Below are 26423 nucleotides of genomic sequence, written 5' to 3' on the forward strand. Positions count from 1 at the left end.
GCTTTTTCATGGCCTCACCCTCACTGTCGCTGGCCTCTTAGAATGCCACCGTGGCGCCTCGACGCCTCGGTGAGGGTGAGTCCATCCAATTACAGGGGGCGGCGGGTTCAGCCGCCCTTGGCCTTGTCCAGCTTGCGCAGGAACACGGTCATTTCCTTCTCCGCCTGCTTGTCGCCGTGGGCCTGGGCCGCGGCCAGGCCGTCGGTCCAGGCGGCGCGGGCGCCGTCCAGGTCGCCCTGGGCCTGCAGGGCCTTGCCCAGCAGCTTCCAGGCGGCGGAATACTTCGCGTCCTGCTCCACGCAGCGGCGCAGGTGTTCCGCCGCCTTGGCGGCATCGCCGGCGTCCAGGTAACCCTTGCCCAGGCCGAAGCGCAGCAGCGGGTTGTCCATGCCTTTGGCGAGCATTTTTTCCAGGCCTTCGAGCATCGCCCGGCCTCCTTCAGAAGAACGTCAGACCGGCCTGGAACAGCCGTTCGACGTCGCGGATTCGCTTCTTGTCGACCACGAAGAGGATCACGTGGTCGCCGGATTCCACCACCGTCTCGCCGTGGGCGATCAGCACTTCCTCGTCGCGGATCACCGCGCCTATGGTGGTGCCCGGCGGCAGGTGCACGTCGCTGATGCGCTTGCCGATCACCTTGCTCGACTTGGCGTCGCCGTGGGCCACCACCTCGATGGCCTCGGCCGCGCCGCGGCGCAGCGAGTGCACGCTCTCGATATCGCCGCGGCGCACGTGGGTCAGCAGGGTGCCGATGGTGGCCAGCTGCGGGCTGATGGCGATGTCGATCTCGCCGCCCTGCACCAGGTCGACGTAGGCCGGGTTGTTGATGAGGGTCATCACCTTGCGCGCGCCCAGGCGCTTGGCCAGCAGCGAGGACATGATGTTGGCTTCGTCGTCGTTGGTCAGGGCCAGGAACAGGTCGGTCTCGTTGATGTTCTCTTCCAGCAGCAGGTCGCGGTCCGAGGCGCTGCCCTGGAGCACGATGGTGCTGTCGAGGTTGTCCGACAGGTGCCGGCAGCGCGCCGGGTTCATCTCGATGATCTTCACCTGGTAGCGGTTCTCGATGGCCTCGGCCAGGCGTTCGCCGATGTTGCCGCCACCGGCGATGATGATCCGCTTGTAGTTCTCCTCCAGCCGGCGCATCTCGCCCATCACCGCGCGGATGTGGGCCTTGGCGGCGATGAAGAACACCTCGTCGTCGGCCTCGATCACGGTGTCGCCCTGGGGGATGATCGGCCGGTTGCGCCGGTAGATCGCCGCCACCCGGGTGTCCGCGTTGGGCATGTGCTCGCGCAGCTGGCGCAGCTCCTGGCCCACCAGCGGGCCGCCGTAGTGGGCCTTGATGCCCACCAGCTGGGCCTTGCCCTCGGCGAAGTCGATCACCTGCAGCGAGCCGGGGTACTCGACCAGGCGCTTGATGTAGTTGGTCACCACCTGTTCCGGGCTGATCAGCACGTCCACCGGAATGGCCTCGTTGTCGAACAGGCCGGTGCGCGTCAGGTAGGCCGCCTCGCGCACCCGGGCGATGCGCGTCGGGGTGTTGAACAGGGTGTAGGCCACCTGGCAGGCGACCATGTTCACCTCGTCGCTGTTGGTCACCGCCACCAGCATGTCGGCGTCGTCGGCGCCGGCCTGGCGCAGCACCGTGGGGAACGAGGCCTTGCCGTGCACGGTGCGGATGTCCAGGCGGTCGTTGAGGTCGCGCAGGCGCTGGCCGTCGGTGTCGACCACGGTGATGTCGTTGGCTTCGCTGGCCAGGTGCTCGGCCAGGGTGCCGCCGACCTGGCCGGCACCGAGGATGATGATCTTCATGGGGTCGCGCTCGTCCGGGCTCTAGCGGGCGGATATCTTGATGAGCTTGGCATAGTAGAAGCCGTCGTGTCCGCCTTCTTGCGGCAGCAGCTGGCGCCCGTGGTCCTGCTTCAGGCCCCAGGGCCCGGCCAGGTCCAGTTCGCGGGCGCCGGGGGTGCGGGCGAGGAAGGCGGCGATCGACTCGCGGTTCTCCTGTGGCATCACCGAGCAGGTGGCGTAGAGCAGGATGCCGCCGACCTCCAGGGTCGGCCACAGCGCGTCGAGCAGTTCGCCCTGCAGCTGCGCCAGCGCCGGGATGTCCTCGGCGGCGCGGGTCAGCTTGATGTCCGGGTGCCGGCGGATCACCCCGGTGGCCGAGCAGGGCGCGTCCAGCAGGATGCGCTGGAACGGCTTGCCGTCCCACCAGGCGGCGGTATCGCGGCCGTCGGCGGCGACCAGGCTGGCGTCCAGCCGCAGGCGCTGCAGGTTCTCGCGCACGCGCACCAGGCGCGTTTCTTCCAGGTCCACGCCGAGCACGCCGGCCAGGCCGGGTTCGGCCTCCAGCAGGTGGCAGGTCTTGCCGCCAGGGGCGCAGCAGGCGTCGAGCACGCGTTGGCCGGGGGCCAGTTCGAGCAGGTCGGCGGCCAGTTGCGCGGCCTCGTCCTGCACGCTCACGCGGCCTTCGGCGAAGCCGGGCAGCTCGCGCACGTCGCAGGGCTGGGCGAGCTGGATGCCGTCGCGGCTGTAGGTGCAGGGCACGGCCTCGATGCCGGCGGCCTGCAGTTCGGCCAGGTAGGCGTCGCGGCTGCCCTGGCGGCGGTTCACCCGCAGGGTCATCGGCGGGTGGGCGTTGTTCGCCGCGCAGATGGCCTCGAACTGCTCCGGCCAGGCCTGCTTCAGGGCCTTCTGCAGCCAGCGCGGGTGGGCCAGGCGCGCCGCCGGGTCGCGGTCGACGTCGGCCAGCAGCACCTCGCCCTCGCGCTGGGCGCGGCGCAGCACGGCGTTGAGCAGGCCCTTGGCCCAGGTCTTCTTCAGCTTGTCGGCGCAGCCAACGGTCTCGCCGATGGCTGCGTGCGGCGGAATACGGGTGTAGAGCAACTGGTACAGGCCGACCAGCAGCAGCGCCTCGACGTCGCGGTCGCCGGCCTTGAACGGCTTCTGCAGCAGGCGCGCGGCCAGGGCTGCCAGGCGCGGCTGCCAGCGCGCGGCGCCGAAGGCCAGTTCCTGGGTCAGGCCGCGGTCGCGCGGGGCGACCAGCTCCAGTTGCGGCGGCAGCGAACTGCCCAGCGAGGCGCGGCCGGCGAGCACCGCGGCCAATGCACGGGCCGCGGCGAGGCGCGGGCTGGTGCTCATTGGCCGAGCACCAGGCCGGCGGCGAACTGCTCGCGGCGGCTGTTGAACAGGTCGGCGAAGGCCAGCGGCTTGCCGCCGGGCAACTGCACGCGGGTCAGCAGCAGGCTGCCTTCGCCGCAGCCGACCAGCAGGCCGTCGCGGCTGGCGCCGAGGACCTTGCCCGGCTCGCCCCCGCCCTCGCCCAGGCGCGCGGCCCAGACCTTCAGCGGCTCGCCGTTCAGCGTGGTGTGGCACACCGGCCAGGGATCGAAGGCGCGCACGGCGCGCTCCAGTTCCACGGCCGGGAGGCTCCAGTCCAGGCGCGCCTCATCCTTGCTCAGCTTGTGCGCGTAAGTGGCCAGGGCGTCGTCCTGCACCTCGCCCTCCAGCGTGCCGGCGGCCAGCCCGGCGATGGCCTCGACCACCGCCGGCGGGCCCAGGCGCGCCAGGCGGTCGTGCAGGCTGCCGCCGGTGTCTTCGCTGGAAATCGGCGTGCTCACCTTGAGCAGCATCGGCCCGGTATCCAGGCCCGCTTCCATCTGCATCACGGTCACCCCGCTTTCCGCGTCGCCGGCCTGCACCGCGCGCTGGATCGGCGCGGCGCCGCGCCAGCGCGGCAGCAGCGAGGCGTGGCTGTTGATGCAGCCCAGGCGCGGGATGTCCAGCACCGCCTGGGGCAGGATCAGGCCGTAGGCGACCACCACCATCAGGTCCGGCCGCAGCGCCGCCAGTTCGGCCTGGGCCGCGGCGTCGCGCAGCGTCGGCGGCTGCAGCACCGGCAGGCCGTGCTGCGCGGCGAGCTGCTTGACCGGGCTGGGCATCAGCTTCTGGCCGCGGCCGGCCGGGCGGTCCGGCTGGGTGTAGACGGCGACGATCTCATGCGGCGTGTCGAGCAGGGCCTTGAGGTGCTCGGCGGCGAATTCCGGGGTCCCGGCGAAGACGATGCGCAATGCTTGGCTCATGGGTGGGCTCGCTAAAGAAAAAAGGCTTGCCGGGGCAAGCCTTTGGGGAGGAGGGTGTCAGGCGCGCTGGCGGTGCTGCTTTTCCAGCTTCTTCTTGATCCGGTCGCGCTTGAGGTTGGACAGGTAGTCGACGAACAGCTTGCCGTTGAGGTGGTCGCATTCGTGCTGGATGCACACCGCCAGCAGGCCCTCGGCGATTTCCTCGAAGGCCTTGCCGTCGCGGTCCAGCGCCTTGACGCGCACCCGCAGCGGGCGGTCGACGTTCTCGTAGAAGCCGGGCACCGACAGGCAACCTTCCTGGTACTCGCCCATTTCGTCGGTGAGGGTTTCCAGTTCCGGGTTGATGAACACGCGCGGCTCGGACTTGTCCTCGGACAGGTCCATCACCACGATGCGCTGGTGCACGTTGATCTGGGTGGCGGCCAGGCCGATGCCGGGGGCCTCGTACATGGTTTCGAACATGTCGTCGACCAGTTGGCGCACGCTATCGTCGACCACCTCGACCGGCTTGGCGATCGTGCGCAGGCGCGGATCGGGGAATTCGAGGATGTTCAGAATGGCCATATGCGTTTGTGATGCACTTGTGGAATAAAGTAAAAATCGGCTGCTAATATGCTGAGCAGCATCGAAAAACGCTGGAAAGCCCGGTAGGGGCGGCTTTCCGGTGTTTCATGTGTATACATAATAAAGGGATTCACCGCATGAGGAAAACACTACTCGCCGTGCTGCTGCTGGCGGCAGGAAGCATGGCGCAGGGTGCCGTGGAACTCAGGGATGGCCACCCCGACCGCTATACGGTGGTCAAGGGCGACACCCTCTGGGACATCTCCGGCAAGTTCCTGAGCAAGCCCTGGAAGTGGCCGGAGATCTGGCAGGTGAATCCGCAGATCCGCAACCCGCACCTGATCTACCCCGGCGACGTCCTGAGCCTGGTGTACGTCGACGGCCAGCCGCGCCTGGTGCTCAACCGCGGCGCCTCCCACGGCACCATCAAGCTGTCGCCCAAGGTGCGCAGCACGCCGATGGCCGAGGCGGTGCCGACCATCCCGCTGGACAAGATCAACGCCTTCCTGCTGTCCAACCGCATCGTCGACAGCGAGGGCGACTTCAGCAACGCCCCCTACATGGTCGCCGGTGATGCCGAGCGCGTGGTCAGCGGCGCCGGCGACCGCGCCTACGCCCGCGGCGACTCCCTGGCCGAGGAAGGCAGCTACGGCATCTTCCGCCAGGGCAAGATCTACACCGACCCGGACACCAAGGAAGTCCTCGGCGTCGACGCCATGGACGTCGGCAGCGCCCGGGTGACCGCCAAGGAAGACGACATCGCCACCCTCAACCTGACGCGCACCACCCAGGAAGTGCGGCCGGGCGACCGCCTGTTCCCCACCGAGGAACGCGCGGTGACCTCCCTCTTCATGCCCAGCGAGCCGAAGACGCCGATCAAGGGCAGCATCATCGACGTGCCGCGCGGCGTCACCCAGATCGGCAAGTACGACGTGGTGACCATCGACAAGGGCTCCCGCGACGGCCTCGAGGAAGGCAACGTACTGGCCATCTACAAGCTCGGCGAGACGGTGCGCGACCGCGTCAGCGGCGACCTGGTGAAGATCCCCGACGAGCGCTCCGGCCTGGTGATGATCTTCCGCACCTACAACCGCCTCAGCTACGGCCTGGTGCTCACCGCCAACCGCTCGCTGGAAGTGCAGGACAAGGTGCGCAACCCCTGATCCCCACGCCTGTACGAAGAACCCCGCCGCGGCGGGGTTCTTCGTTTCTGCCGGCCGCATCTTCCGAAGCGTCCGGCAGGCGGCGGCCGGCGGACGCGGCATAGTCGGGCTTCCCGCCCACGCGCCAAGGACTGCCGCCATGCCCCGCCAAGCCTCCCCCGCCGAACTGGAAGCCCGCCTGCGCCTGCACGCCCTGCCCGAACTGGGGCCGCGGCGCTTTGCGGCCCTGTTGGCGGCCTTCGGCAGCGCTTCCGCCGCCCTCAGCGCGCCCGCCGCGGCCTGGCGCTCCCTCGGCCTGCCGGCGGCCAGCGCCGAGGCGCGGCGCAGCGAAGCCACCCGCCAGACGGCGGCCGAGGCCCTGCGCTGGCTGGAAGGGCCCGACCGGCACCTGCTGATGTGGGACAGCGAGGACTACCCCGCACTACTGGCGGAACTGGCCGATGCGCCGCCGCTGCTGTTCGTCGAGGGCGCCCGCGGCGTGCTGGGGCAGCCGCAACTGGCGGTGGTCGGCAGCCGCCGCGCCAGCCGCCCGGGGCTGGACACCGCCCGCGCCTTCGCCCGCAGCCTGGCCGGCGGCGGCTTCGCCATCACCAGCGGGCTGGCCCTGGGCATCGACGGCGCCGCCCACGAGGGCGCCCTGGAGGCCGGCGGGCCGACCCTGGCGGTGCTCGGCACCGGGCTGTGCCGGCTCTACCCGCGCCGCCACCTGGGGCTGGCGCGGCGCATCGTCGAGGGCGGCGGCGCGCTGCTGTCCGAACTGCCGCTGGACTGCCCGCCGCGGCCGGACAACTTCCCGCGGCGCAACCGCATCATCAGCGGCCTGTCCCTGGGCGTGCTGGTGGTCGAGGCCAGCCCGGCCAGCGGCTCGCTGATCACCGCGCGGCTGGCCGCCGAGCAGGGCCGCGAGGTCTACGCCATCCCCGGCTCCATCCACCATCCCGGCGCGCGGGGCTGCCACGAGCTGATCCGCCAGGGCGCCACCCTGGTGGAGCGCATCGACGACATCCTCGAAGGCCTGAGCGGCTGGACCGCCGGGGCTCCGGCCGGCGAGCCGGCCCCGCCGCCGCAGGCGCACCCGCTGCTGGAATTGCTGCGCGCCGCGCCGCTGGGCAGCGAGGCGCTGGCCGCGGGCTCCGGCTGGGCGCTGCCGCAGGTGCTGGCGGCGCTGACCGAGCTGGAGCTGGAGGGCAAGGTGGCCTGCGAGGCCGGCGTCTGGGTGCATCGCGGCGGCTGAGCACGTAAACTGCCGCGCAATCGTTATTTCCCCGGAGTTTGCCGATGATCAGCAGCTGGCGTGTGCAGCGTGTGGCCAGGATAGTGCGCGAGGGCGGCGTCATCGCCTACCCGACCGAAGCCGTCTGGGGCCTGGGCTGCGACCCCTGGAACGAGGACGCCGTCTACCGCCTGCTGGCCATCAAGGCGCGGCCGGTGGAGAAGGGCCTGATCCTGGTGGCCGACAACATCCGCCAGTTCGACTTCCTGCTGGCCGACCTGCCGCAGGAATGGCAGGACCGCCTGGGCGCCACCTGGCCGGGCCCGAACACCTGGCTGGTGCCGCACCAGGAGCGCCTGCCGGAATGGATCACCGGCCAGCACGACAGCGTGGCCCTGCGCGTCAGCGAACACCCGCTGGTGCGCGAGCTGTGCGCGCTCACCGGCCCGCTGGTGTCCACCTCGGCCAACCCCGCCGGGCGCCCGGCGGCGCGCTCGCGGCTGCGGGTGGAGCAGTACTTCCGCGGCGAACTGGACGGCGTGCTCGACGGCAGGCTCGGCGGCCGGCGCAACCCCAGCGTGATCCGCGACCTGGTCACCGGCCGGACCGTACGCCCGGCCTGAGGGGGCTCTTCGTAGGAGCGAGCTTGCTCGCGAACCGAATTTGCCGGGGACAGTGGATGTTGGCGTTCAGAGCGCCCTCTCCCTAACCCTCTCCCGCTTGCGGGAGAGGGTTAGGGAGAGGGGACGGAGCCAAACTAAAACACCGAAGTCACAGCTGAGCACTGTTCGCGAGCAAGCTCGCTCCTACGAGAAGCCGTGCCGTTTCCCTCAAGGCAGCAGGATGGTCGACCCGGTAGTCCGCCGCGCCGCCAGCTCGGTCTGGGCCTTGGCCGCGTCGGCCAGGGCGTAGCGCTGGTTGATCTCCACCTTGACCTTGCCCGAGACGAGCATGCCGAACAGGTCCTCGGCCATCGCCTGCAGGCGCTCGGGGGTGTTGGCGTAGCCGAACAGCGTCGGCCGGGTGACGAACAGCGAGCCCTTCTGCGCCAGGATGCCCAGGTTCACCCCGTCCACCGGCCCCGAGGCGTTGCCGAAGCTGACGATCAGCCCGCGCGGGGCAGCGCAGTCCAGGGAGATCGGCCAGGTGTCCTTGCCCACCGAGTCGTAGACCACCGGGCACTTCTTGCCGTCGGTGAGCTGCAGCACGCGCTCCGCCACGTTCTCGTGGCTGTAGTCGATGGTCGCCCAGGCGCCATGGGCCTTGGCCAGCTCGGCCTTGGCCGCCGAGCCGACGGTGCCGATCAGCCTCACCCCCAGGGCCTTGGCCCACTGGCAGGCGATCAGCCCGACGCCGCCGGCGGCCGCGTGCCAGAGCACGGTCTGGCCGGGCTGGGCGTTGTAGGTCTGGCGCAGCAGGTACTGCACGGTCAGGCCCTTGAGCATGACCGCGGCGGCGGTCTCGAAGTCGATGGCGTCGGGCAGCTTCACCAGGTTCGCCGCCGGCAGCACGTGCAGCTCGCTGTAGGCGCCCAGCGGGCCGGTGGCGTAACCCACGCGGTCGCCGACCTTGACGCTGGTGACCTCGCTGCCCACCGCCTCCACCTCGCCGGCGCCCTCGGTGCCCAGCCCGGAGGGCAGCGCCGGGGCCGGGTAGAGGCCGCTGCGGAAGTAGGTGTCGATGAAGTTCAGGCCGATGGCGCGGTTGCGCACGCGGACTTCCTTCGGGCCCGGCTCGGCCGGGGTGTAGTCGAGGTACTCGAGGACTTCGGGGCCGCCGGTGCGGGCGAACTGGATGCGCTTGGCCATGTGGATCTCCTGCTGCATGCGCCGCCGGGCTGGCCGGCAACGCTTTGGGAAAAGTCTTTCATCCAAGCCGGCCTGTTGATCGCCGTCAAGCATTGGTTGTCCATCGGCAATGCTATGCTTGGCGCCCTCTCTCCGACCTGCGGCCCAAGCGCCGCGCGGCTTTCCGCTCCAAGGGGTGTCCCGTGACCGACCGTATCCAGGCCGTGAAGGCCTACCTGCTCGACCTCCAAGACCGCATCTGCGCCGCACTCGAAGCCGAGGACGGCGCCGCCCGCTTCGCCGAAGACGCCTGGGAGCGCCCGGCCGGCGGCGGTGGCCGCACCCGGGTGATCGGCGATGGCGCGGTGATCGAGAAGGGCGGGGTGAACTTCTCCCACGTGTTCGGCGCCGGCCTGCCGCCGTCGGCCAGCGCCCACCGCCCGGAACTGGCCGGACGCGGCTTCCAGGCCCTGGGCGTGTCGCTGGTGATCCACCCGCGCAACCCCCACGTGCCGACCTCCCACGCCAACGTGCGCTTCTTCATCGCCGAGAAGGAGGGCGAGGAGCCGGTATGGTGGTTCGGCGGCGGCTTCGACCTGACGCCCTACTACGCCCACGAGGAAGACTGCGTGCTCTGGCACCAGGTCGCCCGCGAGGCCTGCGCGCCCTTCGGCGAGGACGTCTACCCGCGCTACAAGGAATGGTGCGACCGCTACTTCCACCTCAAGCACCGCAACGAGCCGCGCGGCATCGGCGGCCTGTTCTTCGACGACCTGAACCAGTGGGACTTCGACACCTGCTTCGCCTTCCTGCGGGCCATCGGCGACGCCTACATCCAGGCCTACCTGCCCATCGTGCGCAAGCGCAAGGACACCCCCTGGACCGAGCAGCAGCGCCAGTTCCAGGAGTTCCGCCGCGGCCGCTACGTGGAGTTCAACCTGGTCTACGACCGCGGCACCCTGTTCGGCCTGCAGTCCGGCGGGCGCACCGAGTCCATCCTCATGTCGCTGCCGCCGCAGGTGCGCTGGGGCTACGACTGGAAGCCCGAGCCGGGCAGCGAAGAGGCGCGGCTGACCGAGTATTTCCTGCAGGACCGCGATTGGCTGGGCCTGAAGCCTGAAGCCTGAAGCTGGAAGCGGGAAGCAAAAAGCTTCAAGCTTGCGGCTTTCAGCTTGCAGCTCAGGAAACCCATGGACCGCTATTGCGTCTTCGGCAACCCCATCGGCCACAGCAAGTCGCCGCTGATCCACCGCCTGTTCGCCGAGCAGACCGGCCAGGCGCTCACCTATGACGCGCTCCTGGCGCCGCTGGACGACTTCGCCGGGGCCGCCCGCGCCTTCTTCGCCGAAGGCCTGGGCGCCAACGTCACGGTGCCGTTCAAGGAAGACGCCTACCGCCTGTGCAGCGAGCTCACCGAGCGCGCCCGCCGCGCCGGCGCGGTGAACACCCTGAAGAAGCTCGCCGGCGGCGGCCTGCTGGGCGACAACACCGATGGCGCCGGGCTGACCCGCGACCTGGTGGTGAACAACGGCGTGGCGCTCAAGGGCCGCCGCGTGCTGGTGCTGGGCGCCGGCGGCGCGGTGCGCGGCATCCTCGAACCCTTCCTGGCCGAAGGCCCGGCGGCGCTGGTGGTGCTCAACCGCACCGCGGCCAAGGCCGAGCAACTGGCCCGCGAGTTCGCCGACCTGGGCCAGGTGCGCGCCGGCGGCTTCGACCTGCGCGACGGGCCCTTCGACCTGATCGTCAACGGCACCTCGGCCAGCCTGGCCGGCGAGCTGCCGCCCATCGACCCGGCGCTGATCCGCCCGGGGCACACCGTCTGCTACGACATGATGTACGGCAAGGAAACCACCGCGTTCAACCGCTGGGCCGCCGAACAGGGCGCGGCGCGCTGCATCGACGGCCTGGGCATGCTGGTGGAGCAGGCGGCGGAAGCCTTCGTGCTGTGGCGCGGCGTGCGGCCGGATTCGCGGCCGGTGCTGGATGAGTTGCGGCGGCAGTTGGCGGGTTGACCATCGGTGCGGTGATGGGGCGATCGCGGACGGAGTCCTACCCCGCCACCGCTGTCCCACCTGTAGGAGCGCGCCCTGCGCGCGATTCGCGCGGGCAGGGCCCGCTTACGACCGTGCCTCCCGAGGGCAATGGCGGATAACGCCGTAGGCGTTATGCGCCCTACGGGCCGGCCGGCGTTGCCGGTTACGTAGGGCGAATAACCGTTCGCGGTTATCCGCCCTACTCCACCTGCAAAACCGCGCCTTCGCCGATCTGCTTCGCCAGTTCCTCGCGCACCCGCGGGCGGGCGTGGCGCAGCACCAGGTGGCGGCCCTCCCCGGCCAGCCTTCGGGCTTCCTGCTGGAGCATGTGCGCGCCGGCGAAGTCGATGAAGTTCACGTGCCTGGCGTCCAGCACCAGGCGCCGGCCCTGGCTGGCCTGGATCAGGCGCTGCAGGTAGTCGCAGGCGCCGAAGAAGATCGAGCCCTCCACCCGCAGCACTTCCTCCTCGCTGGCCTGCCAGCGTTCCACCCGTGGCTGCGAGGTGCGCCGCAGGTAGAGCAGCAGCGAGGCCAGCACGCCCAGGTAGATGGCGTTCTGCAGCGGCAGCAGCAGGGTCGCCGCGGCGGTCAGGGCCATCACCGCGAACTCGCTGCGGCTGCCGCGCCACAGGGCGCGCAGCGCCGGGCGGTCGACCAGGCCCCAGGCGATCAGCAGAATGCCGCCGGCCATGGCCGGCAGCGGGATGTGGGTGATCAGCCCGGCGCCGGCCACGGCCAGCACCGCGACCCAGGCGGCGGAGAACACCCCGGCCAGCGGCGTGCGCGCGCCGGCTTCGAGGTTCAGCCCGGAGCGGGTGAAGGAGCCCGCCGAGAGGCTGGCGGAGAACCAGGGGCCGAGCAGGTTGGACAGGCCCTGGGCGCGGATTTCCCGGTTGGCGTTCAGCACCTGCTGGCTGCGCGCGGCCAGGGCGCGGGCGATGGACAGGCTGGTGACCAGGCCCAGCAGGCCGCAGGCCAGGGCCCCGGGCAGCAGCGCGGCGATGCTCGCCGCGTCGGCCTGCAGCGGGCTGAACGGCGGCAGCGCGCTGGCGAAGGCCTGCACCCGCGCCACGCCGCCGAACCAGGCGGGCAGCGCCCAGACCGCCAGGCTGGCCAGCAGCAGGCCGAGCATCAGCGCCGGCCAGCGCGGCCGCAGCCAGCGGCACAGCAGGCTCGCCGCCAGGCTCAGCAGGCCGATGGCCAGGGATGCCGGGTCGCACTCGCCCAGCCGCGCCAGCAGCAGGCGCGTGCCGTCCAGGGCGCTGCCGCGGCTGTGTACTTCCACGCCCAGCAGGTAGGGCAACTGGCCCAGGGCGATGACCAGCGCCGCGCCCAGGGTGAAGCCGAGCATCACCGAGTGCGAGACGAAGTTCAGCAGCACCCCGGCGCGCATCGCGCCCAGGGCCCATTGCAGGAGGCCGGCGAGGAAGGTCAGCAGCAGCACGTAGTGGATGAACAGCTCGCTGCCCGGCGGCGCCAGGGGCGCCACCGTGGCGTAGAGCACCACCGAGATGGCCGCGGTGGGCCCGCCCACCATGTGCCTCGACGAGCCCCACAGGCAGGCCACCGCCACCGGCAGCATGGCCGCGTAGAGCCCGTACTGCGGCGGCAGCCCGGCGATCAGCGCGTAGGCGATGGACTGCGGCAGGGCCAGCACCGCGCCGGCCAGGCCGACCCAGGCCTCGCGCGCCACCCCGCGCGGGCCGAGGCCCGGCAGCCAGGCGAGGAACGGCAGCAGGCGATACAGGCGCTCCATCGGCGGTCAGAGCTTGGCCTGCACGGCGGCCAGGGCGTCGCCGCCGTCGCGGGTCTTCACGCCGTCCAGCCATTTGCCCAGGACCTGCGGGTTGGCCTTGATCCAGGCTTTCACCGCTTGCTGGTTGGCGACGTTCTTCTCCAGCACCTCGGCCATGATGGCGTTCTCCATCTTCAGGTCGAAGCTCAGGTTGGCCAGCAGCCTGGCGCTGTTCGGGCACTGTTTGGCGTAGCCGTTGCGGGTGATGGTGTAGACGCTGCCGGTGCTGCCGAAGTACTTGTCGCCGCCGGCCAGGTACTTCATGTCGTACTTCACGTTCATCGGGTGCGGCGTCCAGCCGAGGAAGACGATCCAGCGGTCGCGCTTCACCGCCCGGCCCACCTCGGCGAGCATGGCCTGCTCGCTGGACTCCACCAGCTTCCAGTCGCCCAGGCCGAACTCGTTGCCGCCGATCATCTTCTGGAGCGACTGGTTGGCCGGCGCGCCCGAGCCGATGCCGTAGACCTTGTGGTTGAACTGGTCGGCATGCTTCTGCAGGTCGGCGAAGTTCTTCACCCCGGCGTTATAGACGTAGGTCGGCACGGCCAGGGTGAACTCGGTGCCTTCCAGGTTCTTCGCCAGTTGCGTGACCTGGCCGCTGGCGATGAACTGGTCGTGGAAGCCCTGCTGCGCCGGCATCCAGTTGCCGAGGAAGGCGTCCACCTGGCCGTCGCGCAGGCCGCCGTAGGTGATCGGCACCGAAAGGGTGTCGACCTTGGCCTGGTAGCCCAGGGCGTCGAGCAGGAAGCTGGCGACGCCGTTGGTCACGGCGATGTCGGTCCAGCCCGGGTCGGCCAGTTTCACCGTGGCGCAGGCTTCGTCCTCGGCCTGCGCGGCCTGGCCGGCCAGCGCCACGGTGGTGGCCAGCAGCAATGCACGTAACTTGGTCATGCTCATCTCCCCTCGGCTTTTCTGGTTGTGGTTATCAGGGTTTGGGATAGCGGGCGCGGCGCTCCAGGTCGTCCAGGTCGATGTGGTTGCGCATGTACTGCTGGCTGGCATCGACGAAGGGCTGGTGGTCCCAGCTGGTCAGCTTGCCGCGCTGCAAGGCGTCGGCGACGAAGCGCCGGCGGCGCTGGCTGGCCAGCACGCGGGCGGTGATCGCCGGGATGTCCCAACGCTGCCGGGCTTCGGCCAGGAAGGCGTCGAACAGCTCGCGGTGCGCCGCCGAGCCGGCCAGGTTCTCCAGCTCGCGCGGGTCGTTCTTCAGGTCGTAGAGCAGGCACGGGTCCTGTTCGGAGTAGACGAACTTGTAGTCGCCGCGGCGGATCATCATCAGCGGGCTGAGGGTGCCTTCGGCGGTGTACTCGCCGATCACCTCGTCGTGCCCGCCCCGGCCCTGCAGGTGCGGCAGCAGCGAGCGGCCGTCCAGCTCCAGGTCCTGCGGCAGCTCGCCGCCGGCCAGTTCCACCAGGGTCGGCAGCAGGTCGAGGGTGGACACCGACTCGGCCACATGGCGCGCTGCGAAGCGGCCCGGGGCGTGGATCAGCATGGGCACGCGGGCGGCCATCTCGAACCAGTGCATCTTGTACCAGAGGCCGCGCTCGCCCAGCATGTCGCCGTGGTCGCCGGAGAACACCACCAGGGTGTCCTCGGCCAGGTCGCATTCCTCCAGGGTCCTGAGCAGCGCGCCTATCTGCGCGTCGACGTAGCTGCAGGCGCCGAAGTAGGCGCGGCGGGCGTCGCGGATCTTCTCCGGCGGCAGCGGCTTGCCCCACAGGTCGATGACCTTGAGCAGGCGCTGGGAGTGCGGGTCCTGCTCGTGCTGCGCCAGCTCCACGGTGGGCATGGGGATGTCCTCGTCGCGGTACATATCCCAGTACTCGCGGGGGATGGTGTAGGGGTCGTGGGGGTGGGTCATGGAGACGGTCAGGCAGAACGGCTGCTCGGCGTGTTCGCGGACGTGGTCGTAGAGGTACTGGCGCGCCTTGAACACCACCTCGTCGTCGAAGTCCAGCTGGTTGGTGCGTACGCAGGGCCCGGCCTGCAGCACCGAGGACATGTTGTGGTACCAGCTCGGGCGCACCTGCGGCTCGTCCCAGTTCACCGCCCAGCCGTAGTCGGCGGGGTAGATGTCGCAGGTCAAGCGTTCCTCGTAGCCGTGCAGCTGGTCCGGGCCGCAGAAGTGCATCTTGCCCGACAGCGCCGTGCGGTAGCCCAGGCGGCGCAGGTGGTGGGCGTAGGTGGGGACGTCGGCGGCGAAGTCGGCGGCGTTGTCCCAGGCGCCGATCTTCGTCGGCAGCTGGCCGCTCACCAGGGTGAAGCGCGAGGGCGCGCACAGCGGGCTGTTGCAGTAGGCCGAGTCGAACACCACGGCCCGCTCGGCCAGGCGCATCAGGTTGGGCATGCGGATGGGCGAGGCGGCGTCGTGGAGGGGCAGCAGCGGCGCGGCCATCTGGTCGGCCATGATGAAGAGAATGTTCGGGCGTGGCATGGCGGGACTTATCCTATGCACGGTTGTTATGGAATAGTGCGTGACAGCAGTGTCACGCCGCGCCGGCAGGGGGTAAACCGCATGGCCATACATGCTTCGGATAACGCCAGCTTATGGGTGGCGCAGCCATGAGCCTGCCCCTGGAACTGCTCCGCGTATTCGAGTGCGCCGCCCGCGAGCAGGGCTTCACCGCGGCGGCCGCCGAACTGGGCAGCAGCCAGCCGGCGGTGAGCCAGCAGATCAAGCGCCTGGAGAAGCTGCTGGGCGCGCGTCTGTTCGACCGCGTGCACCGCGGCATCGTTCTGACGGAAAGCGGCCAGTTGCTGCTGCGCCACGTGCAGGCCGGGCTGGCGGAGCTGGAGGCCGGGGTCGAGGCGGTCAGCGCCCGGCGCACCCAGGAGGTGCTGCAGGTGGCCACCGACTTCGCCTTCGCCGCCTACTGGCTGATGCCGCGCCTGCCGCGCTTCCGCCAGCGGCACCCGGAGCTGGACGTCAGCCTGCTGAGCAGCGAGCGCAGCCCCAGCAGCCTGCGCAGCGACGTGGACGTGGCCATCGCCTTCGGCGACGGGCGCTTCAAGCATGGCGAGCCGTTGCTGCTGTTCGGCGAGGAAGTCTTCCCGGTGTGCAGCCCGCGCCTGCTCGGCGAGCGCCAGGCGCCGCTGCCCCTGGAGGAGCTGCAGCGCCTGCCATTGCTGCACCTGAAGCCCGAGGCCCACAGCCGCTGGTTTGACTGGCCGGGGCTGTTCCGCGCCCTGGAGCTGCCGCGCCCGCCGGAGGCTTCCGGGCTACGCTTCGACAACTACACGCTGCTGGTGCAGGCGGCCATCGCCGGCCAGGGCGTGGCCATCGGCTGGCGCCACCTGGTCGACGAACTGCTGGAGCAGGGGTTACTGTGCCGGCCCATCCGCGAGAGCGCGGCGTCGCGCTACGGCTATTACGCCGTGCTGCCCGAGCGCAAGCGCCGCGCCCGCCTGCTGCAGCCCTTCGTCGACTGGCTGCGCGCCGAACTGGAACAGGACCGATGAACGAAGCGCAGATCCACGGCTACCACGCCCACGTCTACTACGACGCCGACAGCCTCGAACAGGCCCGCCAGCTGTGCGAGGAGGCGGTGCGCCGCTTCGGCGTGCAGATGGGCCGCATGCACCAGCGCCCGGTGGGCCCGCACCCGGACTGGAGCTGCCAGCTGGCCTTCGGCAGCGAAGCCTTCGCCGCCGTGGTGCCCTGGCTGGCGCTGCACCGCGATGGCCTGGTGGTATTCATCCACCCGGACACCGGCGACGACCTGCGCGACCACCGCGACCACGCCATCTGGATGGGCGCGGTGCGGCCGCTGGACCTGTCGCAGTTCGGCTGAATTCGATAATGATTCTCGATTCGTTGTATGCTTGCCCGCTTTACCGGCGGCCCGCCCGCGGCGGGCCGGTATTCCAGGGTATCGCGGTCATCATGCGGCGTTTCGCCTCCTCCAGCCTCCTGCAGAGCTTCCAGGCGCACTATGCGGACCTGCTGCGCTTCCTCGCCCGCCGCCTGGGCGACAACCAGCGCGCCGCCGACGTGGCCCAGGACACCTGGCTGCGCCTGGCCGACCAGAACCCCGACACCGAGGTGCAGGACCCCCGCGCCTATCTGTTCCGCGTCGCCGGCAACCTGGCCATCGACAACCTGCGCCGCGAGGGCCGGCTGGCCGAGTTGCACGTCGAGGAAACGGCGGCCAACGAAGTCAGCGACCCCGGCGCCGGCCTGGAATCGCGCCTGCTCGCCCGCGAGGCCCTGGAACAGCTCGACGCCGCCCTCGACCAACTGCCGTCCAAGGCCCGCCAGGCGCTGCTGATGAACCGCCTGGACGGCCTGACCCACGCGCAGATCGCCCGTCGCCTCGGCGTCTCCGAGAGCATGGTGGGCAAGTACATCGTCCAGGCCATGCGCCATTGCCGCGACCACCTGCAACAGCAGGAGGCCCAGCCATGAGCCGCATCGACCTGGAGAACCAGGCCCTCGACTGGCTGGTGGAGCTGCACTCCGGCCGCGTCGAGGCCGGCCGCCGCCGCGAATTCGCCCAGTGGCGTGCGCAAAGCCCCGCGCACGAAAGCGCCGCGCGCAGCGCCGAAGCCCTGTGGGGCGCCCTGCCGGCCACCCGCGCGGCCCGCCGCCACCGCCTGCTGCGCCCGCGCCGCCTGGCTGTCGTGGCGGCGGCCGCTTGCGTCGCCGCGTTGGCCGTGGCGGTGGCCCTGCCCACGCCCGTGGCCGGGATTTACGCCGACTACGCCACCCGCACCGGCGAACGCCGGCTGGTCGAGCTGGCCGACGGCAGCCGCGTCTGGCTGAACAGCGCCAGCGCGCTGTCGGTGGACTTCTCCGCCAGCCGTCGGAGCCTGCATCTGTATGGCGGCGAGGCGCTGTTCGAGGTGGCCAGGGACGCCCAGCGGCCCTTCGTGGTGCACGCGGGCGATGGCGAGGTGACCGCCGTGGGCACCCGCTTCGACGTCGACAGCCGCGGGCCGGGCGTGCAGGTGGCGGTGACCGAGGGGGTGGTGCGGGTGGAGGCCGGCGGCCAACCGGCGGTGCGTCTGGCCGCCGGCGAGCGCCTGGCCTACCAGGCCGCCCCCGGCCCGGTGCAGCCGCTGGACCTGGACAGCGCCAGCGCCTGGCAGCGCGGCAAGCTGATCTTCAACCAGCGCCCGCTGGGCGAGGTGCTGGCGGAGCTGGAGCGCTACCTGCCGGGGCGCATCCTGCTGACTGACGAGGTGCTGCGTCGGCACAAGGTCAGCGGGGTGTTCGATTTGGATGATCCTGATGCGTTGCTGCAGACGTTGCAGCGATTGCAGCCGGTGCGGGTGACGCGGTTGCCTTGGTTGGTGGTGGTTAGGCCGGTTTCTTCGTAGGGGCTGAAGAGCACCCTCTCCCCAGCCCTCTCCCTGAAGGGAGAGGGCTGGGGAGAGGGTGCGGCGCCAAACCAACACACCGAAGCTGCCGGTAAGCGCTGTTCGCGAGCAAGCTCGCTCCTACAGCCGTCCCCTGCAAATGAAAATTTTTTCGATCCCCCACTGCAAGGTCAGCCACCCCGTTTCGTCGTAGGCATGAACGCGAAGAATTCCCAACAAACGCGCCCACGCCCACAAGAACGGAAACCCCCGCATGCATCACCGCCTCTCCCTGCTGTACCGCGCCCTGGCCCTGGCCACCCTGCTCGGCGGCGCCAGCCCCCTGGCCCTGGCCGCCGGGGACCTCGAGCTGCACATCGCGCCGCGCAGCCTGGACAGCGCCCTGACTCAGTTCGCCGACCAGGCCGGCCTGCACCTGCTGTTCAACTCCGAGGACGTCCAGGGCCTGAAGAGCCCCGGCCTGGATGGCCGCTACAGCCGCGAGGAAGCGCTGGACAGGCTGCTTTCCGGCAGCGGCATGCGCTGGAGCTTCAGCGACGAGCGCACCGTCGTGCTGCAGCGCGAGAAGGCCGCCGGCGGCGAGCCGCTGAGCATGGCGCCGACGCAGATCAGCGTGGCCGCGCGCACCCCCACCGACATCAGCTCCATCCCCGGCACCGTCTGGGTGGTCGACCAGGCCCAGCTGCGCGAACAGCTGGACACCGGCGTCAGCCTCAAGGAAGCGGTGGGCAAGCTGGTCCCCGGCCTCGACCTGGCGCCGGAAGGCCGCACCAACTACGGCCAGAACATGCGCGGGCGCAACGTGCTGGTGATGATCGACGGCGTCAGCCAGAACAGCTCCCGCGGCCTGTCGCGGCAGTTCGACAGCATCTCGCCGTTCAACGTCGAGCGCATCGAGGTGCTCTCCGGCGCCAGCGCCATCTACGGCGGCGGCGCCACCGGCGGCATCATCAACATCATCACCAGGAAGGGCGCGCCCGGCGGCGCCCGCTTCGAAAGCCAGCTCGGCGCCAGTAGCGGCTTCAACAACAGCGACGACCTCTCCACCCGCCTGGCCCAGTCGGTCAGCGGCGGCACCGACCGCCTGAGCGGCCGCCTGGGCGTTTCGGCGGAGAAGAACGAGGCCTTCTACGATGGCGCCGGCAACCAGATCTTCATCGACAACACCCAGACCGACCTGCAGTACAACCGCACCGTCGACGTCATGGGCAACCTCACCGCGCAGTTCACCGACGAGCAGAGCCTGGACCTGCTGGCCCAGTACTACGACTCGGGCAACGACGGCAGCACCGGCATCTACTTTCCGCACCTGAACTACAAGGCCCCGTCGGACCTGGACGACGCGCAGATCCGCAGCGGCATGGACACCGACCTGGAGCCGCAGACCCGCCGCCTGCTGCTCAACGCCAACTACCACCACGCCAACCTGCTGGACCAGGACTTCTACCTGCAGGCCTACTACCGCAAGGAAGACGACAACTTCTACCCCTTCCCCTACTACAACGCCGGCAAGCCGGCCGGGGTGAACGGGGTGTACTTCGCCGCCTCGCAGCAGAACTTCGAGGTCAGCGGCCTCAAGGGCCTGTTCAGCAAGCAGTGGGACGCCTTCAAGTTCACCTACGGCGTGGACCTGGACCACGAGCGCTTCAACGCCGAGCAGAAGACCTTCGACCAGCTGGTCTCCTCGCAGAGCGGCGGCCTCGACCTGAGCACCGCCAGCAGCGCGCCGCGCTACCCCAGCTACGTGGTCGACGGCCTGTCGTTCTACGGCCAGCTGGACTGGAAGCTGACCGACGACCTGACCCTCTCCGGCGGCGCGCGGCACCAGAAGATGGACGTCGAGGTCGACGACTTCAAGGGCGTGCCCGGCGGCAGCAACGACTACCAGGTCAACCTGTTCAACCTCGGCGCCATCTACGACTTCCACAACGGCCACCAGCTGTGGGGCAACTACAGCGAGGGCTTCGACCTGCCCGACCCGGCCAAGTACTACGGCAAGCCCGGGCTGTCGGTGGACGACAACCCGCTGGCCGGCATCAAGAGCCGCCAGGTCGAGCTGGGCTGGCGCTACGCGGACATGAACTGGCAGGCGCAGACCGCGCTGTACTACATCTGGTCGGACAAGGTCATCACCACCGACCAGGCCACCCTGACCATCGACGTGGTCGACCAGAAGAGCCGCGACTTCGGCTTCGAGGGCGCGCTGACGCGCTACTTCGAGAACGGCTGGCAGGGCGGCACCACCCTGCACCTGGTGCGTTCCGAGGAAGAGGACGCCGACGGCGACTGGATCAAGCGCGACGCGCGCTACGCCTCGCTGTCCAAGGCCACCGCCTTCGTCGGCTGGAACGACGAGCTCAACAGCGCGCGGCTGCAGGCCAACCACGCCATGAACCTGAAGGACGACGCCGACCACGAGATCGACGGCTACACCACCTTCGACCTGATGGGGGAACGCAAGACGGGGTTCGGCACCTTCAGCGCGGGCATCCAGAACCTGCTGGACCGCGAGTACAGCACCGTGTGGGGGCAGCGGGCGACGCTGTTCTATTCGCCGACCTACGGGCCGGCCTACCTCTACGACTACCAGGGCCGCGGGCGCACCTTCACCCTGGGCTGGCGCATGGAGTACTGAAGGGGCTCAGGCCGCGCGGGAATCCTCGCGCGGCGCGTCCAGGTGGGTGTGCAGGCTCAGGGCGTGGTGCTGGAGGATTTCCCCCAGCAGCTGTTGCAGCGGCAGTTCCAGGTAGGCCTGCAGGCTTTCGGCGTCGGCCCAGCGGCCGCGCAGGCGCCAGAAGTCGCTGCTGGTGGCCGGCAGCAGCACCTCGTAGGACTGGCAGCCGGGCACCTGGTGCGCGGCGCTGATCAGGCGGTCCAGCAACTGCGCCAGCTTGGCCTCGTGGCCGGGGCGGGACCGGATCAGCAGGTGGTGTTCGAGCGGTTGGCGAATGGCCATGGGCGATTTCCTCCTGTCCCGGGCACTGGAATGGGGGCTCGGCCCGGTTGTGCCAGAGTAGGGGCGGGGCCCTGGCCAGCGGTAGACGGATGCTGCCGGCTTCTTGCCTGATCCTGCGTCATCCGCGCCGCCTTGCCCGAAGCGGCGGATTCCCCGGCCTGGCTGGCATGATGGGGGCTTCCCACGCAGGCCGGCTTGTACGATCCTGCCGATTGCTTGCCCGATCCTCCAGCGCCCGTCGCCCTGTCACACTTCCCGCGCCCGCCCGGGCGTAAGCTGGACGCCGCCACTTTCGGAGGCCCCCGTATGTCGCAGCCCCACGACCTCGTCACCGCCAGCCGCCAGGAACTGGCCGATATCATCGAGCGCCACTGCAACAGCCTCTCCGGCGTCCACGACACCGCCATCGAGGCGCTGTCGCTGGCGCGCATGGAGCAGCCCAGCGAAGGCCGCATGCCCACCCTGTACCGCCCGGCGCTGTGCGTCATCGCCCAGGGCAGCAAGGAAATCCGCGTCGGCCCGGAAATCTACCGCTACGACGAACTCAACCTGCTGGTGGTCTCGGTGACCCTGCCGGTGTGCGGCCAGGTGGTCGACGCCTCGCCGGAAAAACCCTACCTGTCGCTGCGCCTGGACATCGACCCGGGCGAGCTGACGCGGCTGATCGCCGACGCCGGCCTGGCCGGCAGCACCCCGCGCCCGGCCGGCCGCGGCATCTACCTGCAGCGCCTGGACACCTCGGTGCTCGACGCCCTGCTGCGGCTGATGCGCCTGCTCGACAGCCCGCGCGACATCGCCATGCTGGCGCCGCTGTACACCCGCGAGATCCTCTACCGCCTGCTGCGCGGGCCCCAGGGCCACCTGCTGCACGACCTGGCGATGACCGACAGCCAGACGCACCGGGTGACCCGCGCCATCGAATGGCTCAACCGCAACTTCGACAAGGCCCTGCGCATCGAGGACCTGGCCCGCGAGGTCAACCTCAGCGCCTCCACCCTGCACCACCGCTTCAAGGAAGTCACCGCGCTCAGCCCGCTGCAGTACCAGAAGCAGCTGCGCCTGCAGGAGGCGCGCCGGCTGATGCTCTCCGAGGGCCTGGAAGTGGCGGTGGCCGGCCACCGCGTGGGCTACGAGAGCCCCTCGCAGTTCAGCCGCGAATACAGCCGCCTGTTCGGCGCCCCGCCGCTGCGCGACCTGGCCAGCCTGCGCAACGCCCTGGGCGACGCGGCGATGCCGGCTTGAATTGTCCATGGGGTTCCCGCGAACGCGGGACGCGGCTCCATCGCGAACAGCGCTTGCGCTGGCCCGAAGGGGAATAACCCAGAGACGTAGGGCGTATAACCGTTCGCGGTTATACGCCGCCTGACCTTGAACGCTCCTCGCGCCATGGCGACCCGTTCGCGGCTCTCCGCCATGGCGATGGGTATCGCTTCGCTCAACGCCATCCTACGAGAAGCCGTGCCTGTCCGTACGGAGGCGATTCTCAGCTGCTGGCTGGAGGATCGGTGTCAGGTCTAAGAGCCCCTCTCCCCAGCCCTCTCCCTGAAGGGAGAGGGGGCTAGTCCGTGCCGAGAAGGGATATGGTTTCTGCTGGATACCACCGAGCTTGCCGGCGAGCGTCGAGATAACAGCGCATGCCGAACGGTCCCCTCTCCCTTCAGGGAGAGGGTTAGGGAGAGGGTGCTCTAAAGCCCAACCCCAAAGTCCCAGGCAAGCACCATTCGCGAATAAGCCGTGCCTGCCTGTAAGGTAGGAGCGGATTCATCCGCGATCCGGCCGACAGGCCGGCGGCCTGTCCATCAACGCTCGTACAACTCCAACGGCAACCCGTCCGGGTCGGCGAAGAAGGTGAAGCGCTTGCCGGTCAGCCCATCGCAACGGATCGGCTCGCAACGCACGCCCTGGCCTTCCAGCTCGGCCACGGCGGCGTCCAGGTCCTCCACGGCGAACGCCAGGTGGCGCAAGCCCTGGGCCTCGGGGTAGGACGGCCGCGGCGGCGCGCCGGGGAAGGAGAAGAGTTCCAGCTGCACCTCGCCCAGGGCCAGGTCGAGCTTCCAGGAGTCGCGCTCGGCGCGGTAGGTCTCGGCGATCACCCGCAGGCCCAGGACTTCGCTGTAGAAGCGCCTGGAGCGCGGATAGTCGGAGCAGATCAGGGCGACGTGGTGGAGGCTGTGCAGGTTCATGGGCATGGGGCCGCTGCGGGAAACACGCGGCCCATTATGCAACCTGTTCGCCGGCGCCTCGTAGGCGCGAGCTTGCTCGCGAACCCGGCCTGTCAGCGCGCCTTGCGCACGCCCTCGGCCAGTTCGCGGCACAGGCCCAGCACGCCTTCGACGGCGTCGGCGGAGCTTTGCGCGCTGGCGATCTTGTCCACCAGCGCCGAGCCCACCACCACGCCGTCGGCCAGGCGGGCGACGCTGGCGGCGTGTTTCGGGGTGCGGATGCCGAAGCCGATGGCCACCGGCAGCTCGGTGTGGCGGCGCAGGCGCGCCACGGCCTGCTCGACGTGCTCCAGGGTCGCAGCTCCGGCGCCGGTCACGCCGGCCACCGAGACGTAGTAGACGAAGCCCGAGCTGCCTTCCAGCACGGTGGGCAGGCGCTTGTCGTCGGTGGTCGGGGTGGTCAGGCGGATGAAGTCCAGCCCCGCGGCCTGGGCCGGCTGGCACAGGTCCTCGTTATGCTCCGGCGGCAGGTCGACGATGATCAGGCCGTCGACGCCGGCTTCCTTGGCATCGGCGATGAAGCGCTCCACGCCATAGAAGTGGATGGGGTTGAAGTAGCCCATCAGCACCAGCGGGGTGCTGTCGTTGCCGGCGCGGAACTCGCGGACCATCTTCAGCGTCCTGGCCAGGTTCTGGCCGTTGCCCAGGGCGCGGATGTTGGCCAGCTGGATCGCCGGGCCGTCGGCCATGGGGTCGGTGAACGGCATGCCCAGCTCGATCACGTCGGCGCCGGCCTCGGGCAGGCCCTTGAGGATGTCCAGCGAGGTGGAGTAGCCCGGGTCGCCGGCGGTGATGAAGGTCACCAGGGCGGCGCGGTTCTGCTGTTTCAGTTCGGCGAAGCGGGTCTGCAGGCGGCTCATGCTTTCTGCTCCTGTTGCATGTGGTGCATGACGGTCTGCATGTCCTTGTCGCCACGACCGGACAGGTTCACCACCATGATGTGGTCCTTGGGCAGGTTCGGCGCGCGCTTGAACACCTCGGCCAGGGCGTGGGAGGACTCCAGCGCCGGGATGATGCCTTCCAGGCGGCAGCAGGTATGGAAGGCCTGCAGCGCCTCGTGGTCGGTGATCGAGGTGTACTCGACGCGGCCGATGTCGTGCAGCCAGGCGTGTTCCGGGCCGATGCCGGGGTAGTCCAGGCCGGCGGAGATGGAGTGGGCGTCGATGATCTGGCCGTCCTCGTCCTGCAGCAGGAAGGTGCGGTTGCCGTGCAGCACGCCGGGCACGCCGCCGTTCAGGCTGGCCGCGTGCTTGCCGGTCTCGATGCCGTGGCCGGCGGCTTCCACGCCGACGATCTTGACGCTGGCGTCATCCAGGAACGGGTGGAACAGGCCCATGGCGTTGGAGCCGCCGCCGATGCAGGCGACCAGGGAGTCGGGCAGGCGGCCTTCCTTCTCGGCCAGTTGCTCGCGGGTTTCCTTGCCGATCACCGCCTGGAAGTCGCGGACCATCGCCGGGTAGGGGTGCGGGCCGGCCACGGTGCCGATCAGGTAGAAGGTGTCGTGGACGTTGGTCACCCAGTCGCGCAGGGCTTCGTTCATGGCGTCCTTGAGGGTGCCGGTGCCGGCGGTGACCGGGATCACCTCGGCGCCCAGCAGGCGCATGCGGAAGACGTTGGCCTGCTGGCGGTCGATGTCGGTGGTGCCCATGTAGACCACGCACTTCATGCCGAAGCGCGCCGCCACGGTGGCGGTGGCCACGCCGTGCATGCCGGCGCCGGTCTCGGCGATGATGCGCTGCTTGCCCATGCGCCTGGCCAGGAGAATCTGGCCGATGCAGTTGTTGATCTTGTGCGCGCCGGTGTGGTTGAGCTCTTCGCGCTTCAAGTAGATCTTCGCCCCGCCGCAGTGCTCGGTCAGGCGCTCGGCGAAGTACAGCGGGCTCGGGCGGCCGACGTAGTCGCGCTGGAAGTAGGCCAGTTCCTTGTGGAACTCCGGATCCTCCTTGGCCTTGTCGTACTCGCGGGCCAGGTCGTGGATCAGCGGCATCAGGGTCTCGGCGACGTACTGGCCGCCGAAGCTGCCGAACAGGCCCTTGGCGTCGGGACCGGTGCGCAATGTGGACATGGGAAGGTTCCTCTGGTGTCGGTAGGTAGGAGCGCCCCTGGGCGCGATCGCGGGCAGGGCCCGCTCCTACACCTCCAGGGAAGCACGGCTTTTCGTAGGATGGTGTTGAGCGAAGCGATACCCATCAGCGCAACCGCATGGGTTTCGCAAGCTCAACCCATCCTACGAAGAGCACCTCGGCGCAAGACCGTTGCTCCTACGGAATGTGCCGAGGATACGACTGCCGGGCGGGCGGGAAAAGCGATAAGATCGCCCAGGCATGTCAGGAAAACTCACAGGTTGAACGCCATGAGCCGCGACCTTCCCCCGCTCAACGCCCTGCGCGCCTTCGACGCCGTGGCCCGCCTTGGCGGCGTAAGCCAGGCGGCAGCCGAGCTGCACGTCACCCACGGCGCGGTGAGCCGGCAGCTGCGGCAACTGGAGGAAGACCTCGGCGTGGCCCTGCTGGCCAAGGACGGGCGCGGCGTAAAACTCACCGATGCCGGCCGCCGCCTGGGCGAGGCCAGCGGCGATGCCTTCGAGCGCTTGCGCCGCGTCTGCGCCGAACTGCGCCAGGCCGGCGGCGAGGCGCCCTTCGTGCTCGGTTGCCCGGGCAGCCTGCTGGCCCGCTGGTTCATCCCGCGCCTGGACCGCCTCAACCGCGAGCTGCCGGAGCTGCGCCTGCAACTGTCGGCCAGCGAGGGCGAGCAGGACCCGCGGCGCGGCGGCGTCGACGCCACCCTGCTGTTCGCCGAGCCGCCGTGGCCGGCGGACATGCAGGTGTTCGAGCTGGCCGCCGAGCGCATCGGCCCGGTGCTCAGCCCACGCCACCCGCGCTTCGCCGAGCTGCAGCGGGCCGCGCCCCGGGCGCTGCTGGGCGAGGCACTGCTGCACACCACCTCGCGGCCCCAGGCCTGGCCGCAGTGGGCGCTCGCCCAGGGCCTGGACGCCGGCGCGCTGCGCCTGGGCCAGGGCTTCGAGCACCTGTACTACCTGCTGGAAGCGGCGGTGGCCGGCCTGGGCGTGGCCATCGCCCCCCAGGCGCTGGTGGCCGACGACCTCGCCGCCGGCCGCCTGGCCGCGCCCTGGGGCTTCGTCGAAACCGCCGCGCGCCTGGCGCTGTGGGCCCCGGCGCGACGCACCGACGCCCGCGCCGAACGCCTGGCCCGCTGGCTGCGGGGCGAGCTGGGCTGACCTGGCCGCGCCCTGGCGCGTGGCCATTGGCCGCTGGCGGCAATTTGC

Annotated in this window: 25 protein-coding genes; 12 read left to right on the top strand and 13 right to left on the bottom strand. The window is 70.0% G+C overall.

The genetic code is table 11. The features are described 5' to 3' along the window. Positions 1 to 107 precede the first annotated feature (107 nt). From CHC02_RS17540 to def, 5 genes are read right to left on the bottom strand one after another with little or no spacing between them, the layout of a single operon-like run. Positions 108 to 425: a tetratricopeptide repeat protein gene (locus CHC02_RS17540; protein WP_089392732.1), complete on the bottom strand. Its 318-nt coding sequence runs from the start codon at positions 423 to 425 to the stop codon at positions 108 to 110. 13 nt (positions 426 to 438) lie between these two features. Then, positions 439 to 1812 (bottom strand): Trk system potassium transporter TrkA, encoded by a 1374-nt coding sequence (trkA, locus tag CHC02_RS17545; RefSeq protein ID WP_089392733.1) that lies wholly within the window; start codon positions 1810 to 1812, stop codon positions 439 to 441. A gap of 21 nt (positions 1813 to 1833) precedes the next feature. Then, on the bottom strand, positions 1834 to 3144 hold the full coding sequence (gene rsmB / locus CHC02_RS17550; protein ID WP_089392734.1) for a 16S rRNA (cytosine(967)-C(5))-methyltransferase RsmB: 1311 nt from the start codon (positions 3142 to 3144) through the stop codon (positions 1834 to 1836). Further along, positions 3141 to 4085 carry a methionyl-tRNA formyltransferase gene (fmt, locus tag CHC02_RS17555; protein WP_089392735.1) on the bottom strand — a complete coding sequence of 315 codons (945 nt, stop codon included), beginning with the start codon at positions 4083 to 4085 and terminating at the stop codon, positions 3141 to 3143. The genes rsmB and fmt overlap by 4 nt, the downstream gene beginning before the upstream one ends. A 57-nt stretch (positions 4086 to 4142) precedes the next feature. Beyond that, positions 4143 to 4649 carry a peptide deformylase gene (def, locus tag CHC02_RS17560; protein WP_089392736.1) on the bottom strand — a complete coding sequence of 169 codons (507 nt, stop codon included), beginning with the start codon at positions 4647 to 4649 and terminating at the stop codon, positions 4143 to 4145. Positions 4650 to 4786: 137 nt separating this feature from the next. Here def and CHC02_RS17565 point away from each other — a divergent pair, with 137 nt between their 5' ends. From CHC02_RS17565 to tsaC, 3 genes are all read left to right on the top strand, one after another. Beyond that, positions 4787 to 5812 (top strand): LysM peptidoglycan-binding domain-containing protein, encoded by a 1026-nt coding sequence (locus CHC02_RS17565; protein WP_089392737.1) that lies wholly within the window; start codon positions 4787 to 4789, stop codon positions 5810 to 5812. Positions 5813 to 5951: 139 nt separating this feature from the next. Further along, positions 5952 to 7046 carry a DNA-processing protein DprA gene (gene dprA / locus CHC02_RS17570; RefSeq protein ID WP_089392738.1) on the top strand — a complete coding sequence of 365 codons (1095 nt, stop codon included), beginning with the start codon at positions 5952 to 5954 and terminating at the stop codon, positions 7044 to 7046. 44 nt (positions 7047 to 7090) lie between these two features. Beyond that, a complete protein-coding gene (gene tsaC / locus CHC02_RS17575; protein ID WP_089392739.1) occupies positions 7091 to 7648 on the top strand; it encodes an L-threonylcarbamoyladenylate synthase type 1 TsaC in 558 nt (185 codons plus the stop codon). Positions 7649 to 7855: 207 nt separating this feature from the next. Here the strand turns inward: tsaC and CHC02_RS17580 are convergent, their stop codons facing one another. Beyond that, positions 7856 to 8833, bottom strand: coding sequence for a quinone oxidoreductase family protein (locus CHC02_RS17580; RefSeq protein WP_089392740.1), 978 nt, complete (start codon positions 8831 to 8833; stop codon positions 7856 to 7858). 182 nt (positions 8834 to 9015) lie between these two features. On the opposite strand from CHC02_RS17580, the gene hemF reads away from it, so the two are divergent. Both hemF and aroE read left to right on the top strand, forming a co-directional pair. After that, a complete protein-coding gene (hemF, locus tag CHC02_RS17585; protein WP_089392741.1) occupies positions 9016 to 9939 on the top strand; it encodes an oxygen-dependent coproporphyrinogen oxidase in 924 nt (307 codons plus the stop codon). Positions 9940 to 10002: 63 nt separating this feature from the next. Then, on the top strand, positions 10003 to 10824 hold the full coding sequence (gene aroE / locus CHC02_RS17590; RefSeq protein ID WP_089392742.1) for a shikimate dehydrogenase: 822 nt from the start codon (positions 10003 to 10005) through the stop codon (positions 10822 to 10824). 220 nt (positions 10825 to 11044) lie between these two features. On the opposite strand, the gene CHC02_RS17595 is transcribed toward aroE, so the two are convergent. Genes CHC02_RS17595 through betC form a run of 3 tightly spaced genes read right to left on the bottom strand, consistent with a single transcriptional unit; the run spans position 11045 to position 15074 of the window. After that, positions 11045 to 12601 (bottom strand): SulP family inorganic anion transporter, encoded by a 1557-nt coding sequence (locus CHC02_RS17595; RefSeq protein WP_089392743.1) that lies wholly within the window; start codon positions 12599 to 12601, stop codon positions 11045 to 11047. A 6-nt stretch (positions 12602 to 12607) separates the two neighbouring features. Further along, positions 12608 to 13531: a choline ABC transporter substrate-binding protein gene (gene choX / locus CHC02_RS17600; RefSeq protein WP_089392868.1), complete on the bottom strand. Its 924-nt coding sequence runs from the start codon at positions 13529 to 13531 to the stop codon at positions 12608 to 12610. Between the two features lie 34 nt (positions 13532 to 13565). Beyond that, positions 13566 to 15074 (bottom strand): choline-sulfatase, encoded by a 1509-nt coding sequence (gene betC, locus CHC02_RS17605; RefSeq protein ID WP_089392744.1) that lies wholly within the window; start codon positions 15072 to 15074, stop codon positions 13566 to 13568. A gap of 128 nt (positions 15075 to 15202) precedes the next feature. Here betC and CHC02_RS17610 point away from each other — a divergent pair, with 128 nt between their 5' ends. From CHC02_RS17610 to CHC02_RS17630, 5 genes are all read left to right on the top strand, one after another. After that, positions 15203 to 16099 carry a choline sulfate utilization transcriptional regulator gene (locus CHC02_RS17610; RefSeq protein WP_089392745.1) on the top strand — a complete coding sequence of 299 codons (897 nt, stop codon included), beginning with the start codon at positions 15203 to 15205 and terminating at the stop codon, positions 16097 to 16099. Then, positions 16096 to 16431, top strand: coding sequence for a DOPA 4,5-dioxygenase family protein (locus tag CHC02_RS17615; RefSeq protein WP_089392746.1), 336 nt, complete (start codon positions 16096 to 16098; stop codon positions 16429 to 16431). The genes CHC02_RS17610 and CHC02_RS17615 overlap by 4 nt, the downstream gene beginning before the upstream one ends. Positions 16432 to 16523: 92 nt before the next feature. Continuing rightward, on the top strand, positions 16524 to 17045 hold the full coding sequence (locus CHC02_RS17620; protein ID WP_089392747.1) for a sigma-70 family RNA polymerase sigma factor: 522 nt from the start codon (positions 16524 to 16526) through the stop codon (positions 17043 to 17045). Next, the gene (locus CHC02_RS17625; protein WP_089392748.1) at positions 17042 to 17959 is read left to right on the top strand and encodes a FecR family protein; all 918 of its coding nucleotides are present in this window, start codon (positions 17042 to 17044) and stop codon (positions 17957 to 17959) included. Before CHC02_RS17620 ends, CHC02_RS17625 begins: the two co-directional genes overlap by 4 nt. Before the next feature lie 253 nt (positions 17960 to 18212). Next, entirely contained in the window at positions 18213 to 20594 is a 2382-nt protein-coding gene (locus CHC02_RS17630; RefSeq protein ID WP_089392749.1) for a TonB-dependent receptor, read from the top strand. A 6-nt stretch (positions 20595 to 20600) separates the two neighbouring features. Here CHC02_RS17630 and CHC02_RS17635 read toward each other — a convergent pair whose 3' ends face one another. Next, positions 20601 to 20915 (bottom strand): antibiotic biosynthesis monooxygenase family protein, encoded by a 315-nt coding sequence (locus CHC02_RS17635; RefSeq protein ID WP_089392750.1) that lies wholly within the window; start codon positions 20913 to 20915, stop codon positions 20601 to 20603. 306 nt (positions 20916 to 21221) lie between these two features. Between CHC02_RS17635 and CHC02_RS17640 the strand changes: the two genes are divergently transcribed. Continuing rightward, a complete protein-coding gene (locus tag CHC02_RS17640; protein ID WP_089392751.1) occupies positions 21222 to 22157 on the top strand; it encodes an AraC family transcriptional regulator in 936 nt (311 codons plus the stop codon). Positions 22158 to 22714: 557 nt separating this feature from the next. Here the strand turns inward: CHC02_RS17640 and gloA2 are convergent. The 3 genes from gloA2 to trpB all read right to left on the bottom strand — a co-directional run bounded on the left by gloA2 (position 22715) and on the right by trpB (position 25202). Next, positions 22715 to 23098, bottom strand: a complete 384-nt coding sequence (gene gloA2, locus CHC02_RS17645; protein WP_089392869.1) for an SMU1112c/YaeR family gloxylase I-like metalloprotein — start codon at positions 23096 to 23098, stop codon at positions 22715 to 22717. A 92-nt stretch (positions 23099 to 23190) separates the two neighbouring features. After that, on the bottom strand, positions 23191 to 23997 hold the full coding sequence (trpA, locus tag CHC02_RS17650) for a tryptophan synthase subunit alpha (protein WP_089392752.1): 807 nt from the start codon (positions 23995 to 23997) through the stop codon (positions 23191 to 23193). After that, positions 23994 to 25202 (bottom strand): tryptophan synthase subunit beta, encoded by a 1209-nt coding sequence (gene trpB, locus CHC02_RS17655; RefSeq protein WP_089392753.1) that lies wholly within the window; start codon positions 25200 to 25202, stop codon positions 23994 to 23996. Before trpB ends, trpA begins: the two co-directional genes overlap by 4 nt. Before the next feature lie 288 nt (positions 25203 to 25490). Between trpB and CHC02_RS17660 the strand changes: the two genes are divergently transcribed. Continuing rightward, positions 25491 to 26375, top strand: a complete 885-nt coding sequence (locus tag CHC02_RS17660; protein ID WP_089392754.1) for a LysR family transcriptional regulator — start codon at positions 25491 to 25493, stop codon at positions 26373 to 26375. The last annotated feature ends 48 nt before the right edge of the window (positions 26376 to 26423 follow it).

It is taken from the genome of Pseudomonas delhiensis, from assembly GCF_900187975.1.
GTDB lineage: Bacteria > Pseudomonadota > Gammaproteobacteria > Pseudomonadales > Pseudomonadaceae > Pseudomonas > Pseudomonas delhiensis.